Source organism: Streptomyces griseorubiginosus, from assembly GCF_017614965.1.
Classification (GTDB): domain Bacteria; phylum Actinomycetota; class Actinomycetes; order Streptomycetales; family Streptomycetaceae; genus Streptomyces; species Streptomyces griseorubiginosus_B.
The window spans coordinates 23,728-37,450 of sequence record NZ_WVUG01000052.1 but is presented as its reverse complement, the minus strand read 5'-3'; the positions used below and the strand labels follow the sequence as shown (position 1 = coordinate 37,450).

General features: G+C 71.2%; 12 protein-coding genes. 6 read left to right on the top strand and 6 right to left on the bottom strand.

Annotated features, from left to right (window positions below; all coding sequences use genetic code 11):
* Positions 1 to 123 precede the first annotated feature (123 nt).
* Both GRC12_RS13225 and GRC12_RS13220 read right to left on the bottom strand, forming a co-directional pair.
* The gene (locus GRC12_RS13225; RefSeq protein ID WP_208779424.1) at positions 124 to 621 is read right to left on the bottom strand and encodes a GNAT family N-acetyltransferase; all 498 of its coding nucleotides are present in this window, start codon (positions 619 to 621) and stop codon (positions 124 to 126) included.
* A gap of 58 nt (positions 622 to 679) precedes the next feature.
* Entirely contained in the window at positions 680 to 1,603 is a 924-nt protein-coding gene (locus GRC12_RS13220) for an aminoglycoside phosphotransferase family protein (RefSeq protein WP_208779423.1), read from the bottom strand.
* On the opposite strand from GRC12_RS13220, the gene GRC12_RS13215 reads away from it, so the two are divergent.
* The 3 genes from GRC12_RS13215 to GRC12_RS13205 all read left to right on the top strand — a co-directional run bounded on the left by GRC12_RS13215 (position 1,602) and on the right by GRC12_RS13205 (position 6,459).
* Positions 1,602 to 2,258, top strand: a complete 657-nt coding sequence (locus GRC12_RS13215) for a rhomboid-like protein (protein WP_208779422.1) — start codon at positions 1,602 to 1,604, stop codon at positions 2,256 to 2,258. The two genes, GRC12_RS13220 and GRC12_RS13215, sit on opposite strands and share 2 nt — an antisense overlap.
* A gap of 10 nt (positions 2,259 to 2,268) precedes the next feature.
* Complete coding sequence (locus tag GRC12_RS13210; RefSeq protein WP_208779421.1) at positions 2,269 to 3,675, top strand: NAD(P)/FAD-dependent oxidoreductase; 1,407 nt, start codon at positions 2,269 to 2,271, stop codon at positions 3,673 to 3,675.
* Positions 3,676 to 3,822: 147 nt separating this feature from the next.
* The gene (locus tag GRC12_RS13205; protein ID WP_208779420.1) at positions 3,823 to 6,459 is read left to right on the top strand and encodes a glycosyl hydrolase; all 2,637 of its coding nucleotides are present in this window, start codon (positions 3,823 to 3,825) and stop codon (positions 6,457 to 6,459) included.
* Between the two features lie 93 nt (positions 6,460 to 6,552).
* Here the strand turns inward: GRC12_RS13205 and GRC12_RS13200 are convergent, their stop codons facing one another.
* Complete coding sequence (locus GRC12_RS13200; protein ID WP_308286543.1) at positions 6,553 to 8,046, bottom strand: MFS transporter; 1,494 nt, start codon at positions 8,044 to 8,046, stop codon at positions 6,553 to 6,555.
* 56 nt (positions 8,047 to 8,102) lie between these two features.
* A complete protein-coding gene (locus tag GRC12_RS13195) occupies positions 8,103 to 9,071 on the bottom strand; it encodes a zinc-binding dehydrogenase (RefSeq protein ID WP_208779418.1) in 969 nt (322 codons plus the stop codon).
* A gap of 541 nt (positions 9,072 to 9,612) precedes the next feature.
* Between GRC12_RS13195 and GRC12_RS13190 the strand changes: the two genes are divergently transcribed.
* Together GRC12_RS13190 and GRC12_RS13185 are read left to right on the top strand one after the other, a co-directional pair.
* Positions 9,613 to 10,308, top strand: coding sequence for a pentapeptide repeat-containing protein (locus tag GRC12_RS13190; RefSeq protein WP_208779417.1), 696 nt, complete (start codon positions 9,613 to 9,615; stop codon positions 10,306 to 10,308).
* Positions 10,309 to 10,310: 2 nt separating this feature from the next.
* Positions 10,311 to 10,934 (top strand): hypothetical protein, encoded by a 624-nt coding sequence (locus GRC12_RS13185; RefSeq protein ID WP_208779416.1) that lies wholly within the window; start codon positions 10,311 to 10,313, stop codon positions 10,932 to 10,934.
* Here the strand turns inward: GRC12_RS13185 and GRC12_RS13180 are convergent.
* On the bottom strand, positions 10,931 to 11,431 hold the full coding sequence (locus GRC12_RS13180; protein WP_208779415.1) for a hypothetical protein: 501 nt from the start codon (positions 11,429 to 11,431) through the stop codon (positions 10,931 to 10,933). The two genes, GRC12_RS13185 and GRC12_RS13180, sit on opposite strands and share 4 nt — an antisense overlap.
* Before the next feature lie 7 nt (positions 11,432 to 11,438).
* Here GRC12_RS13180 and GRC12_RS13175 point away from each other — a divergent pair, with 7 nt between their 5' ends.
* Positions 11,439 to 12,863 (top strand): M1 family metallopeptidase, encoded by a 1,425-nt coding sequence (locus tag GRC12_RS13175; protein WP_439959883.1) that lies wholly within the window; start codon positions 11,439 to 11,441, stop codon positions 12,861 to 12,863.
* Positions 12,864 to 12,938: 75 nt separating this feature from the next.
* On the opposite strand, the gene GRC12_RS13170 is transcribed toward GRC12_RS13175, so the two are convergent.
* Positions 12,939 to 13,505 (bottom strand): GNAT family N-acetyltransferase, encoded by a 567-nt coding sequence (locus tag GRC12_RS13170; RefSeq protein ID WP_208779413.1) that lies wholly within the window; start codon positions 13,503 to 13,505, stop codon positions 12,939 to 12,941.
* Between the last annotated feature and the right edge of the window lie 218 nt (positions 13,506 to 13,723).

Genomic DNA, 13,723 nt, shown 5'->3' with positions numbered 1-13,723 from the left:
ACCTGGAGAGTGCTTCTTTCATGCGACGACCTGGACCCTAGACAAGTCCCATCGTTGCAGGTCAGGAGCACTCTCTGCGTTTCTGATCACCCACCGGACGCTCCGCCGCGCGAAAGCGCGAGGCTAGAGAGGCCCGTCCGCCCTGCCGTCGGTGCCGAGCGCCGTGAGGGCGTCGTCCGTCAGGCGGTAGACCGACCACTCGTCCTGGCGGCGGGCGCCGAGGGCTTCGTAGAAGGCGATGGACGGGGTGTTCCAGTTGAGGACGGCCCACTCCAGGCGCTGGTAGCCGCGTTCGACGCAGATGCGGGCGAGTTCGGTGAGGAGGGCCTTGCCGTGGCCGGAGCCCCGGGCGGTGGGTCGGACGTAGAGGTCCTCCAGGTAGATGCCGTGGACTCCGCGCCAGGTGGAGAAGTTCAGGAACCACAGGGCGAAACCCACGGGGTCGCCGGTGGTGTCGTCGACGGCCATGTGCGCGTACGCGGCGGGCCGCTCGCTGAAGAGGGCGTCGTGCAGCTGGGCATCGGTGGCCCTGGCCTCGTGGGGGACTTTCTCGTAGGTCGCCAGTTCCAGGATGAGCTCGCGGATGACGGGTACGTCGGCGGGCGTCGCGACACGGATCATGCGGCGAGGCTAACTCGCGGGGACGCAGGGACCCAGGGGCGCGGACGGTGGGCGCCGACTATGCGGGGTGGTCCCGCAGGCGTTCGGCGATGGTCAGGTGCTCGGGGAGGGGGCTGCGGGATTCCTCCAGTTGCCAGACCGAGTTCTGCAGGACCCGGGCCAGGGTCCAGGCGCGGGCCCGGGTGCGGTCCAGGGACAGGGTGGCCGTCATGGCGTCGAAGCGCCACCGCACCTCGTCCGCGTCGAAGCGGTTCCACAGGGCCGGGAAGAGGTCGAAGCCGGGGTCGCCGGCGAGGGGCTTGGGGTCGATGGCCAGCCAGGGGGCGCGGTCGGCGCCGAGGACGTTCTCGAAGTGCAGGTCCCAGTGCAGGAGCCGGTCGCCGGGCTCGCCCGCGACCTCCCGCACCGCCGCCGCGCAGTCCGCGAGCAGCCGCCGCTCGGCCGGGTCGGGCACCCGGGGAAGGACCGCCGAGGCCCGGTCCAGGAGCCGTGGCGCGAGGTCGCCGAGGCGGCGCAGGGCGGCCGGGGCCGGGACGGCCGTCAGCCGGGCCAGCAGCCCGGCGACCACCAGGGTCGCGGCGCGAGTGTCGGACAGGTCGTTCAGGAGGCGTTCCGCGTCGAGCCGTTCCAGCAGCAGCGTGCCCGTCGCGCCGTCGCACTCCAGCAGCCGGGCGGCCCCGTCGCCGTCCCAGGCGCGCAGCGCGACCGGCTCCCCGACGGTCTCGTCGTCGACGTCCTGGAGCTTGAGCACGGCCCGGGTGCCGTCGGCCCGCAGCACGGGCAGCACCAGCGCGCACCGCCCGTACATCGACCGCCCGTCCAGCCGCAGCTCCCACTGCTCCAGGAACCGCTCGGCCCGCTCCGGCAGCCCCGCGACGAAGGCACGCCCCGCCTCCCCGCCGTGCCGCTCGTACTGGGCGATCAGTCCGTCCGGAATGTCGATCACCCGCCCGAGGTTAGCCACATGCGTGAATCGCCTCATGCGAATCGACCGGGGCCTCGGCTACAGGGTGTGGAGGTACGTCTGCAGCGCCCCCGGCACGTATGTCTGGCTGAGCATTCTCTTCGTGACGACCGTCGCGCTGCACCACATGTCGCCGGAGTTCGAGCAGGACTTCCTGCGGCAGCGGTCCACCAACATCCATGAGCTGTCGAACGACCCGGGGCGGGTGCTGCTGCAGAGCGCGATGTGGATCGACAGCGGGCACTGGCTGCCGTACGTGGTCCTCTACACGGTCTTCCACGCGCAGGCCGAGCGCTGGCTGGGGACGGCGCGCTGGCTGATGGTGTGCGTGGCGGCGCACGTGCTGGCGACGCTGATCAGTGAGGGCGCGCTGCTGCGGGCGATCCGGGACGGCATGGCGCCGCACTCGGCGGCCGACACCCTGGACATCGGGGTGAGTTACGCGCTGGCGGGGGTGGTCGCGGTGCTCGCGTACCGGATCGCGGTGCCGTGGCGGTACGGATATCTGGCCGTCGTGTTCGTCGTCTACGGGCTTCCGCTGGCCTCCACCCCGACCTTCACCGACCTCGGCCACTTCACCTCCGTGCTGATCGGGCTGGCCTGTTATCCGCTCACCAGAGGGCGCGGAGAACCACTGAATCCGAAGGAGACATGGGCCGCTCTCAGAGGCTAACGTCCTGGTCATGAGCCCTACGGCAAGCGATGTCGTCAACGGTGGCATCTCCTTCTGGTACGCGGACGACGGTCTTCCGGCGGTGCGCGGGCCGCTGTCCGGTGACACGTCGGCGGACGTCGTGATCGTCGGCGGCGGATACACGGGACTGTGGACCGCGTACTACCTGAAGAAGGCGGCGCCCTTCCTGCGGATCACCGTCCTGGAGCAGAGGTTCTGCGGTTACGGCGCCTCGGGGCGCAACGGCGGCTGGCTCTACAACGGGATCGCGGGCCGCGACCGGTACGCGAAGCTGCACGGCCACGAGGCCGCCGTACGGCTGCAGAAGGCCATGAACGACACCGTCGACGAGGTCGTCCGGGTCGCCGGGGAAGAGGGCATCGACGCCGATCTGCACAAGGGCGGGGTTCTCGAAGTCGCCCGTACGCCCGCGCAGTTGGCGCGGCTGAGGGACTTCCACGCGCACGAGCTGTCGTACGGCGAGAAGGACCGCGAGCTGTACGGCGCCGAGGAGACCGCCGAGCGGATCCGCGTCGCGGGCGCCGTCGGTTCGACCTGGACCCCGCACGGGGCGCGGCTGCACCCGGTGAAGCTGGTGAAGGGGCTCGCGGCGGCCGTCGAGGCGCTCGGCGTGACCATCCACGAGTCGACGCCGGTCACGGAGATCCGCCCCCGGCACGCGGTCACGCCGTACGGCACCGTGCGCGCGCCCTATGTCCTGCGCTGCACCGAGGGCTTCACCGCGAACCTCAAGGGGCAGCGGCGCACCTGGCTGCCGATGAACTCCTCGATGATCGCGACCCGGCCGCTGACCGAGGAGCAGTGGGAGACCGTGGGCTGGGCGGGGCGCGAGACGCTCGGCGACATGGCGCACGCCTACATGTACGCGCAGCGCACCGCCGACGGCCGGATCGCGCTGGGCGGTCGCGGGGCGCCGTACCGCTTCGGATCCCGCACCGACAACGACGGCCGCACCCAGGAGACGACGATCGAGGCGCTGCGCGACATCCTCGTCGGCTTCTTCCCCTCCCTCGCCGGTGTGCGGATCGAGCACGCCTGGTCCGGTGTCCTCGGGGTGCCCCGGGACTGGTGCGCGACGGTCACCCTGGACCGCTCGACGGGCCTCGGCTGGGCGGGCGGTTACGTCGGCTCGGGCGTCGCCACCACCAACCTCGCCGCCCGCACCCTGCGCGACCTGGTCCAGTTGGACTCCGGCCAGGCCGGCCGGACCGACCTCACCGAACTGCCCTGGGTCGGCCACAAGGTCCGCAAGTGGGAACCCGAGCCCTTCCGCTGGCTGGGCGTCCACGGCATGTACGCCACCTACCGGGCCGCCGACCGCCGCGAACTGACCACCCACACCCCCGACTCCTCCCGCCTGGCCCGCCTCGCGGACCGGGTGGCGGGGCGGCACTGACGGACCGTCGGTCAACCGTCCAGTACGCCAAATGGCTTGTTTTTGCCGTCTCATTGCCGTCTCCACCACCTCCCGCACCTGTCTTCTCCTCAAAGCTGGTCCACAGCTTCGTGACATGTACGCCACGCTCCCAGGGGAGGGCATTTCATGGCGGCCAAAGGCTGGCGAAGAAGACGGGTATGGGCGGTGCTCGCGACGTCCGCGGCGCTGGGTCTGACGGTCACACAGGCCCAGGCGTCGTCGGGTGGCGGGGTGCCGTTCGGGGTCCGGGAACTGCGGCAGCAGGCCCTTCTGCATCAGCAGCAGAAGGGTCTGTCGGCTTTCGCGGAGGCCGAGGACGACGATGACGGGGGTGAGGCGCAGGAGGAGGCCGAGCAGGCCGACCAGTACGCGGAGGCGCGCACCTCGCCGGGGATCGTGGCGCCGGGGGCGTACGGGGCGGCGTACGACGCTCTGTCCGATCTGCCGCACACCAAGGGAAGCTGGAGCGATCTGACCCGGCTGCCCTACGACTCCGACGATCCGCGCTACCGGGACATCAACTCCAACTCCAGTGGCGGGGCCGGGAAGGTGACCGGGCGGGTGACCGGGCTCGCGGCCGACAACCACGGGTACGTGTACGCCGGGTCGGCCAACGGCGGTGTCTTCCGGTCCCGTTCGGGCGGCGGTCACTGGACGAACATCTCCGACGGGCTGCCCGCCCTGTCCACCGGTGACCTGGAGCTGGACGGCCGGGGGCGGCTCTGGTACGCCACCGGCGAGGCCAACACCAGCGCGACCTCCTTCCTGGGCACCGGCGTCTACGTCCTGGACGACCCCCGGCACGGCAGGTTCGGCAAACGGGACCGGGTCGGCGGTGACGAGCTGGAGTCGAAGTCGATCAACGCGCTGCGGTTCGCCGGGGACAAGGTGTGGGCGGCGACCACCGAGGGCGTGTGGAGCCACAGCACCAGGACGCTGAAGGGCCGCTGGAAGCTGGAGTTCGCCCCCAACCCGGACTATCTGCCGGGTCACGCCAAGGCGAGCGATCCCAACGCCCCGTACAAGAACATCACCAGTGACATCGCCGTCGATCCGAAGGACCCGGACAAGGTCGTGCTCGCGGTCGGCTGGCGCGGCGGCGACGACTACAACGGCTTCTACGCGAAGTCCGGGGGGAGCTGGCAGCGGCTGACCGGGCTCGGGGACCTGCCGAGCAACGCGGAGGACGTCGGCAACGTGACCTTCGCGCGCAGCGCGGACGGGTCGCGGTACTACGCCATCGACCAGTCGCCGGAGCAGACCGCGGAAAACCCGGACAGCGGGCTGGAGGGCATCTTCGTCTCCAAGTCCGGCTCGCCGACCGGCCCCTGGACCCGCATCGCCACCTACCAGCAGCTGCGCGACTCGGGTTCGGCGCTCACCGGCGCCGGATACCAGCCCGGCATCCAGGCCTGGTACAACCAGTTCCTCACCGTCGACCCGAAGAACCCGGACCATGTGTACGCGGGTCTGGAGGAGGTCTTCGAGACCAAGGACGGCGGCAAGAGCTGGAGCGTCCCGGGCCCGTACTGGAACTTCGGCTTCCCCTGCTGGTCCATCGACCCGGGCAAGCAGACCGGTGACTGCCACCAGACCGTCCACGCCGACCAGCACTCGGTCGCGATCGGCAGCGACGGCAAGGCCCCGTACGTCATCGTCGGCGACGACGGCGGAGCCTTCCGCCGCCCGCTCAACGGCAGCGCGGACGCCTCCGGTCACGCCACCGACTGGCGGTCCCTGAACGACGGCACGATGGACGCCCTGCAGTACTACTCGGTCGGCGTCGGCGTCGACCCGTCCCGCAAGGGCCTCGCGATCACCGGCGGGCTCCAGGACAACGGGCAGTCCCAACTGCGGCCCGGCGACCGGGTGATGGGCTCCAACTTCGGCGGCGACGGCGGCGACACGATCACCGACCCCGCCAACGGCTGCAACATCGCCCAGGAGTACGTCTACCTCGCCGTGTCCGTCACCAACAACTGCGCGGTCAACGACGGCAGTTGGGTGACCGACCCGTCGAAGGCGACGACCTACTCGGTCGCCCCGCCCGACAACGCCACCAGCGAGGCCCGCTTCATCGCCCCGCTGAACGCCGACATCAAGAACCCGGACACCTGGGTCGCCGGCGGCCGGCACGTGTGGATCAACACCAAGGGCTACGCGATCCGCAGCGGCAGCGAGTGGATCAACGCCTTCGACCTCGGCGCGGGGCACACCGCCACGGCGGTCGCCTCCTCCGGCGGCAAGGTGTACGCCGCCTGGTGCGGGCCCTGCAACAACCAGGGCTTCACCCGCGGCATCGCGGTGGGCAACGCCGACGGCACCGGCTGGCACCAGCTGAACCTGCCCGTCGACGGCACGGTCCCCAACCGCTACCTCTCCGGTCTGGCGATCGACCCGAAGAACTCCGACCACGTCCTGCTCGCCGTCAACGGCTTCTCGCGGAAGTGGACCGAGGGCCCCGGCGCGGGCGTCGGCCACCTCTTCGAGACCCGGGACGGGGGAGCCACCTGGAAGGACGTCTCCGGGAACCTGCCGGACGTACCGGCCAACTCCGTCGCGCTGCTGAAGGGCGGCACGATCGCCCTGGGCACGGACCTCGGGGTGCTGGTGCGGACGCCGGGCTCGAAGGGCTGGCGGGTGGCCGGCGACAACCTGCCGACCACCGCGGTCATGCAGCTGCGCACCGGCCCGGACGGACGCCTGTACGCGGCCACGCACGGCCGCGGGATCTGGGCGATCGACGTACGGCGCCTACGGTGAACGCCCTGCGGTGAACGGCTGAGACAAAGGGGACAGGAAAAGGGGAGGGGCCCGCGGTCCGAGCGGCCCCTCCCCGCTTGTGTGCCCCCGCCGTCACGCCACCGGTTCCGGCACCGGCGCCTCGGCCGGCGCCCCGTGCTTCGGGGCTTTCGCCGTCACCATCAGCCCCGCCACCAGCCCGGCCAGCAGCATGATGCCGACGGCCCACCAGATGGCGATCGTGTAGCCGTGCACGACGCCCTCCTTGACGACCTGGGCCCGCTGGGCGGGGTTGTGCAGATGCGCGGCGATGTAGGTCGCGCCGCTGCTGGTGGCGATCGTGTTCAGCAGTGCCGTACCGATCGAACCGCCCACCTGCTGCGAGGTGTTGACGGTCGCCGAGGTCACCCCGGAGTCCTGCGGGGCGACGCCCGCGGTGGCGGTGGCGAAGACCGGCATGAAGGTCAGACCCATGCCGAGCCCCATGAGGATCAGGGCGGGCAGGATCTCGGTGGCGTAGGAGGAGTCGACCGTCATCCGGGTGAGCAGCAGCATGCCGCCCGCGGCGAGGACCATGCCGGGCACCATGAGCGTGCGCGGCGGGACGTGGTTCATCAGCCGCGCGGAGATCTGCGTGGACCCGATGATGATCGCGGCCGTCAGCGGCAGGAACGCCAGACCCGTCCTCACCGGTGAGAAGGCGAGCACGACCTGCAGGTAGTACGTCATGAACAGGAACAGGCCGAACATCCCGATCGTGGCGAGCCCCATGGTCAGGAAGCAGCCGGCCCGGTTGCGGTCCTTGACGATGTGCAGCGGGAGCAGCGGCATGGGCGCCCGGTTCTGCCACCACACGAAGGCCACGAGCAGGACGAGGCCCAGCGCGAACAGCGTCAGCACCAACGGGTCGGTCCAGCCGCGCGGCTGGGCCTCGCTGAAGCCGTACACGATCGCGACCAGCCCGCCGCAGCCCAGCAGCACTCCCGGCACGTCGAGCCGGGCGCCGGAGTGGCCGGGACGGTCGTGCAGCAGCGCGAAGGCGCCGAAGACGGCGACGGCCGCGATGGGGATGTTGACGTACAGGCACCAGCGCCAGTTCAGGTACTCGGTGAGCAGACCGCCCACGATGAACCCGATCGCCGAGCCGCTGCCGGCCAGGGCGCCGTAGATGCCGAAGGCCTTGCCGCGTTCCTTGGGGTCGGTGAAGGTCGTGGTCAGCAGCGACAGCGCGGAGGGGGCGAGCACCGCGGCGAAGGCGCCCTGCAGCGCGCGGGCGCCGAAGAGCATGCCCGAGCCGGTGGCGGCGCCGCCGAGCGCGGAGGCGGCGGCGAAGCCGATCAGCCCGATGATGAAGGTCCGCTTGCGGCCGACGAGGTCGGCGATCCGGCCGCCGAGCAGGAGGAGGCCGCCGAAGGCGAGCGTGTAGGCGGTGATCACCCACTGCCGGTTGCCGTCGGACATCCCCAGGTCGCGCTGTGCGGACGGCAGCGCGATGTTCACGATGGTCGCGTCCAGGACCACCATGAGCTGCGCGAGCGCGATGACGACCAGGCCCCACCAGCGGCGGGGGTCGGCGCCCGCGGGTTCGCCTGTTCGGGTGACGGCCACCTGGTCAGAAGACCATGTATCGGGACGTATCGCATCTGGGAGCGGCTTGCGGCTGGTCATGGCTCCAGTACCACCTTTCCGGTTGTCCGGCGGGTTTGCAGTGCGTGGTGCGCGGCTGCCGCTTCGGCGAGCGGGAAGCGCTGGACGGCGGGGGTCAGTCGGCCCGCGGCGGCCTCGGCGAGGGCGCGGAGTTCGAGGGTCCGTATGGAGGCGTTCCTCGTCATGACCGGGCCGAGGACCTGCTGCGAGACGCCCTCGACGAGGTAGGGCGAGCCGTCGCGGACGCCCCCGGAGGACCAGCCGAAGACGATGTGCTTGCCGCCAGGCCCGAGCAGAGCGACGGCTTCCCGGGCGATCTCGCCACCCACGCCGTCGAGGACGACGGTGGCGGGGCGGCCGCCGAGCCAGGCCCGAACCTTCCCGGGCCACTCCGGGTCCCGGTAGTCGACGGCGAGATCGGCGCCGCCCGCCTCGACGCGGGCCGCCTTCTCCGGGCCGCCCGCGAGGCCGATCACCGTGGCGCCGGCGTTCTTCGCGTACTGCACGAGCAGCGTGCCGATGCCGCCGGCCGCCGCGGGGATCACGGCCACGGCGTCCGGGCCCAACTCGGCGAACTGCACGATCCCCATGGCCGTACGACCCGTGCCGATCATCGCGACCGCCTCGGCGAAGTCCAGGTTCTGCGGGATCTCGTGCACCCGGTCGACGTCGGTGACGGCGAGTTCCGCGTAGCCACCCGGCGCGAACCCCAGGTGGGCGACCACGCGCCTGCCCAGCCACAGCTCGGCGACGCCCTCGCCGAGGGACTCGACGACACCGGCGACCTCCCGGCCGGGGATCGTGGGAAGGGCGGACGGTGCGGGCAGCGGTCCCCGCGCGCCCTCACGCAGGGCGGTGTCGAGCAGGTGCACCCCCGCCGCTTCGACGGCGACACGGACCTGCCCGGGGCCCGGCACCGGGTCCTCGACCTCCTCGTAGGTGAGCTTCTCGGCGGGGCCGAAGGCATGCAGTCGGATGGCGCGCATGGAGAATCCCCCATCGGTTGTCGGCGGGCCTGGGCGGTGGGCTTGATCGCCGGTCGCCGGTCGCCGGTCGCCGGTCGGCAGGTCCGGTCACTGGTTCCTGCGCCCACTCTTCGACCTCAAGCGCGCTTGAGGTCAAGACGGTGGTGGCCGAGGGCCAGGGACACCGCGGTGAGGGCGCTGTTGAAGGACACCTCCGAGAGCACGCGTCGACTCCCTGCCGACCGGTGCGCCCGTCGTGGTCGCCGCCGATGACGGTGAGGCGGTGCGTGGTTCGGGGGCGGTGCATCGTTCGGACTCTCCCTCGGATCGGAGTCGGATCGGAGTCGGATTCGGATCGGAGTCGGATTCGGATCGCAGTCGGGTCGGAGTCAGGGAAGGGGCGCGTTTCTGCGTCTTCCTCGTTGGGGGCTCGGGTGGGGGCTCGGGTTGCGACGCTTCTCGTTTTCCTGCGACTACGACGATCCGCGGGCCCGGAATGTGACATGAGGGATGGTTCTTGCAGGTCAGAGCTGTTGTCAGTGGCGGGGTGCAGCATGGGGGCATGGTGAGACGAGCGGCGGTTGGCACCGGCGGGGCCGGCGGTACGGCGGTGAAGGGGGCGCGGCGACCGGAGATCCGGCTGCCCCCGCTGGAGCCCTTCACGGAGGGGGAGCTGGAGCCGGACGGGGACTATGACGGCCTGGAGTTCCGGGAGGCGGACCTGGCCGGGCAGGACGGCGGGGGCGCCCGCTTCATGGACTGCGCGCTGACCGGGTGCGCGGTGGACGAGACGCGGCTGCATCACGCGCGCGTCCTGGACTCCGTGCTGACGGGGCTGCGGGGCGTGGGGACGGACCTGGCGGAGGTGACGCTGCGCGACGTGGAGGTGGTCGACGCGCGCCTGGGCGGGACGCAGATGCACGGCGCCGTGCTGGAGCGGGTGGTGGTCCGGGGCGGCAAGATCGACTATCTGAACCTGCGCGCGGCCCGGCTCAAGGACGTCGTCTTCGAGAGCTGCGTCCTGGTGGAGCCGGACTTCGGGGGTGCCAGGCTCGAGCGGGTGGAGTTCGTGGACTGCGTCCTCAAGGGCGCCGACCTCACGGGAGTGGAGCTGAAGGACGTCGATCTGAGAGCGGCGGCCGAGCTGGGGATCTCGGCCGGGGTGGAGCGACTGGCGGGGGCGGTGATCAGTCCGTCCCAACTGATGGATCTGGCGCCGGTGCTGGCGGCACAGATGGGGATTCGGGTGGAGGGCTGAACGTGGGCAGTTTCTACGGCAACGTGGTGGTGGCGCGGCCGTGCGAGGAGGTGGTGCCGCTGCTCGGCGGGGCGGGCATCCGGGGGTACGCGCTGCCGGTCGGGCCGGGACACACCGTCGTGTACCCGGACCCGGAGACGGACGCGCTCGAAGTGGCGGGCCCGCTGAGCGGGCTGCTGGGGGTGCCTGCTCTGGGGGCGTACGTCTTCGACTCGGACGTACTGGTCATGCGGGTGTACGAGGACGGGCGGCTGAGACACGAGTACGACTCGTGGCCGGGGTATTTCGGTGACACGGAGACCGGCGAGGAGGAGAACCCGGTCGCCGACGACGCTCCCGACGGCGGCGGGGGACACCCCGAGCCGGTCGGCGCCGACCCGGAGGCCTTCGTCCCGCTGGCCTTCGGCCCGGTGGACCGGCAGGCGCTGGAGGCCGTGCTGCGGGGCACGCCCCTCGACCCGGGGGACGGCGAGGACGGCCGGTACGTCTTCGCCAACACCCAGCACTACGACGCGATGCTCTGCCTGGGCCTGAACGCGTGCCGGCTGAGCACGGGCTACCACTATCTGTCACTGGGCGGGCTCCCGCACGAGACGAAGGCGGAGGAGCTGCTGCCGATCGGCTAGGAGATCCTCGGGAAGCGGGCCTGGAGGGTCCAGATCGCCGGGTTCTCGCCGAGGTCGTCGTGCAGGTCGACCAGGTCGGCGATCAGGTCGTGCAGGAAGTCCCGTGCCTCACGGCGCAGTTCGGAGTGGGAGAAGGTCAGCGGGGGTTCCTCGGCCGGCATCCAGTCGGCCTCGATGTCCACCCAGCCGAAGCGGCGCTCGAAGAGCATGCGGTCGGTGGACTCGGTGAAGTCGAGCTCGGCGCGCTGGGGCCGGGACGCCCGCGAGCCCGCCGGGTCCCGGTCGAGCCGTTCGACGATGTCGCACAGCGCCCACGCGAAGTCCAGCACCGGCACCCATCCCCAGGCTGTGGACAGTTCCCGGTCCTTGTCGGTGTCGGCGAGATAGACGTCCCCGCAGAACAGGTCGTGGCGCAGGGCGTGGACGTCCGCACGCCGGTAGTCCGTCTGCGGCGGATCGGGGAAGCGGTTGGAGAGGGCGTAGCCGATGTCGAGCACGTACGAGATGGTGTCACGCCGCCTTAGGATCACTGGGGTGCCCCGATCCGTACGTATCGTCCCCGCCGTCCTCCTCGCCCTCGCCCTGACCGCGTGCTCGGGCGGGGTCCACGGCACCCCCGGCGGCCCGGGTGTGCACGACCCGTACTTCCCGAAGGCGGGCAACGGCGGATACGACGTCGGCCACTACGACCTGCGGCTCGCCTGCGACCCGCACGGCGCCGGCCGGCTGACGGGCACCGCGACCCTCACGGCCCGTGCCACCCAGAACCTCTCCGCGTTCGACCTGGACCTCAAGGGCCTGGACGTCCAGGAGGTCACCGTCGAGGGCCGCAGCGCCCGCTTCAACCGGGCCGGCCAGGAGCTCACCGTCCGCCCGCACGACGACCTGGACGACGGGGAGACCTTCCGCGTCACCGTCCGCTACTCCGGCACCCCGCAGGCCATCACCGACCCCGACGGCTCCCAGGAGGGCTGGCTGCCCACCACGGACGGCGCCCTCGCCCTCGGCGAGCCGACGGGTGCGATGGCGTGGTTCCCCGGGAACAACCACCCGTCCGACAAGGCGTCGTACGACATCGCGGTGACCGTGCCGAAGGGTCTGCAGGCGGTGTCCAACGGGGAGTTGACCGGCGAGACGACCACCGGGGGCCGTACGACCTTCACCTGGCACACGCCCGAACCGATGGCGAGCTACCTCGCCACGGTCGCCGTCGGCCACTACGACATCAGCCGCTCCACGATCGGCAAGGACCGTCTGCCCGTGTACGTGGCCGTGGACCCGACGCAGGCGAAGGCGAGCCGCGACGTGCTCGCGCGGCTGCCCGAGATCATCGAGTGGGAGGAGTACAACTTCGGCCCGTACCCGTTCTCCTCCACCGGCGCGATCGTCGACGACGCGAAGGACGTCGGCTACGCCCTGGAGACGCAGAACCGGCCGGTGTTCCCCTCCGCCCCCGACACCGGCACGCTCGTCCACGAGCTGGCCCACCAGTGGTACGGCGACTCTGTGACGCCGAAGAGCTGGCGGGACATGTGGCTCAATGAGGGCTTCGCGACCTACGCCGAGTGGCTGTGGGACGAGGACCACGACGGCGACACCGCCCAGCAGACCTTCGACGCGCTCTACGCCCACGGCGAGGACGACCACCCAGACCTCTGGTCCTTCCCGCCCGCCGAGCCGAGCGGCGCCGCCCACATCTCCGACGCCCCGGTCTACGAACGCGGGGCGATGGTCCTGCACAAGATCCGCCAGACGGTCGGCGACGACACCTTCTACGACATCATCCAGGGCTGGGCCGCCGCCCACCGCCACGGCAACGCGGACACGGCGGACTTCACGGCGTACGTCGAGAAGGCGGCCCCGGACAAGGACTTCGCCCCCATCTGGAAGCAGTGGCTGTACGGCGAGGGCAAACCGGCCCACCCGTGAACGGCTCCCATCACACCCGCCGTTCGAGCTCCCGGCGCATCGCGGCGCGGGCCGCCCGCTGCGAGCCGACACCGATCAGTGCGCCGAGTCCGGTGCCGGCGAGGGTCGTCCACGGGCCGCGCGGCGGGGTGTGCGCAGCACCTTGCGCAACACGGCGCAGGGACGGCCGCGTTGCAGGTCCCGCCGATGGTCGATCACCTCGTAACCGAGGGCGGTCCAGAAGGCGAGGCCCTTGGGGTTGGCGTCGAGTACGGCGAGCCGTACGGCGGTTCGGCCCGCCGTGCGGAAACGGTCCTCGACGAGCGAAGCCAACCGCCGTCCGTATCCGCGCCGTTGGACCCCGGCGTCCACCATCAGAAGCCCGATCCACGGGTCCGGGTCGGCCGGGTCGGGGTGGTGGGCCAGCGTGACGGCGATACCGACCAGCGCTCCCTCACTGCGGGCGAGCAGCACGTCGACGTCCGGATTCACCAGCTCGTCGGCGAGCGCGACCGCGACCTGCTCCGGCCGGATGTCGTCCGGGTCGGGAAAGTCACCGCTGAGGGCGTGGAACTCGCGGTTGGAGGTGTAGAGCGCGGCGAGTTCGGTGAGCAGCTCGGCGGGAAGGGCACCGTCCTTGGGCGAGAGCGGTTCGAGGAGCATGGCAGGACAGTAGCGGGCGTCGACGGCCCGAGACGCCCGCGGGCTACACGGGGTGATCCGCAGGCCATAACGGGTAACGGGGCCGAGTTGGGCCTATTCACTCCCGGGGGTGAGTCTGCCCGGCGGGAGGGAGGGGTGGGGCTTGGTCGGGTGCTTTATCGCCAGTGGGTAGTTCATAGGGAGCGCAGGTCAGACCGGAGTACGGAGGGTCGCACTCC

What these genes read in the sequence shown, in the direction of transcription:
- GRC12_RS13225 (WP_208779424.1), bottom strand. Translation starts at nt 621, where the DNA reads ATGATCCGTGTCGCGACGCCCGCCGACGTACCCGTCATCCGCGAGCTC.
- GRC12_RS13215 (WP_208779422.1), top strand. Translation starts at nt 1,602, where the DNA reads ATGCGAATCGACCGGGGCCTCGGCTACAGGGTGTGGAGGTACGTCTGC.
- GRC12_RS13220 (WP_208779423.1), bottom strand. Translation starts at nt 1,603, where the DNA reads ATGAGGCGATTCACGCATGTGGCTAACCTCGGGCGGGTGATCGACATT.
- GRC12_RS13210 (WP_208779421.1), top strand. Translation starts at nt 2,269, where the DNA reads ATGAGCCCTACGGCAAGCGATGTCGTCAACGGTGGCATCTCCTTCTGG.
- GRC12_RS13205 (WP_208779420.1), top strand. Translation starts at nt 3,823, where the DNA reads ATGGCGGCCAAAGGCTGGCGAAGAAGACGGGTATGGGCGGTGCTCGCG.
- GRC12_RS13195 (WP_208779418.1), bottom strand. Translation starts at nt 9,071, where the DNA reads ATGCGCGCCATCCGACTGCATGCCTTCGGCCCCGCCGAGAAGCTCACC.
- GRC12_RS13190 (WP_208779417.1), top strand. Translation starts at nt 9,613, where the DNA reads ATGGTGAGACGAGCGGCGGTTGGCACCGGCGGGGCCGGCGGTACGGCG.
- GRC12_RS13175 (WP_439959883.1), top strand. Translation starts at nt 11,439, where the DNA reads ATGGTGTCACGCCGCCTTAGGATCACTGGGGTGCCCCGATCCGTACGT.
- GRC12_RS13170 (WP_208779413.1), bottom strand. Translation starts at nt 13,505, where the DNA reads ATGCTCCTCGAACCGCTCTCGCCCAAGGACGGTGCCCTTCCCGCCGAG.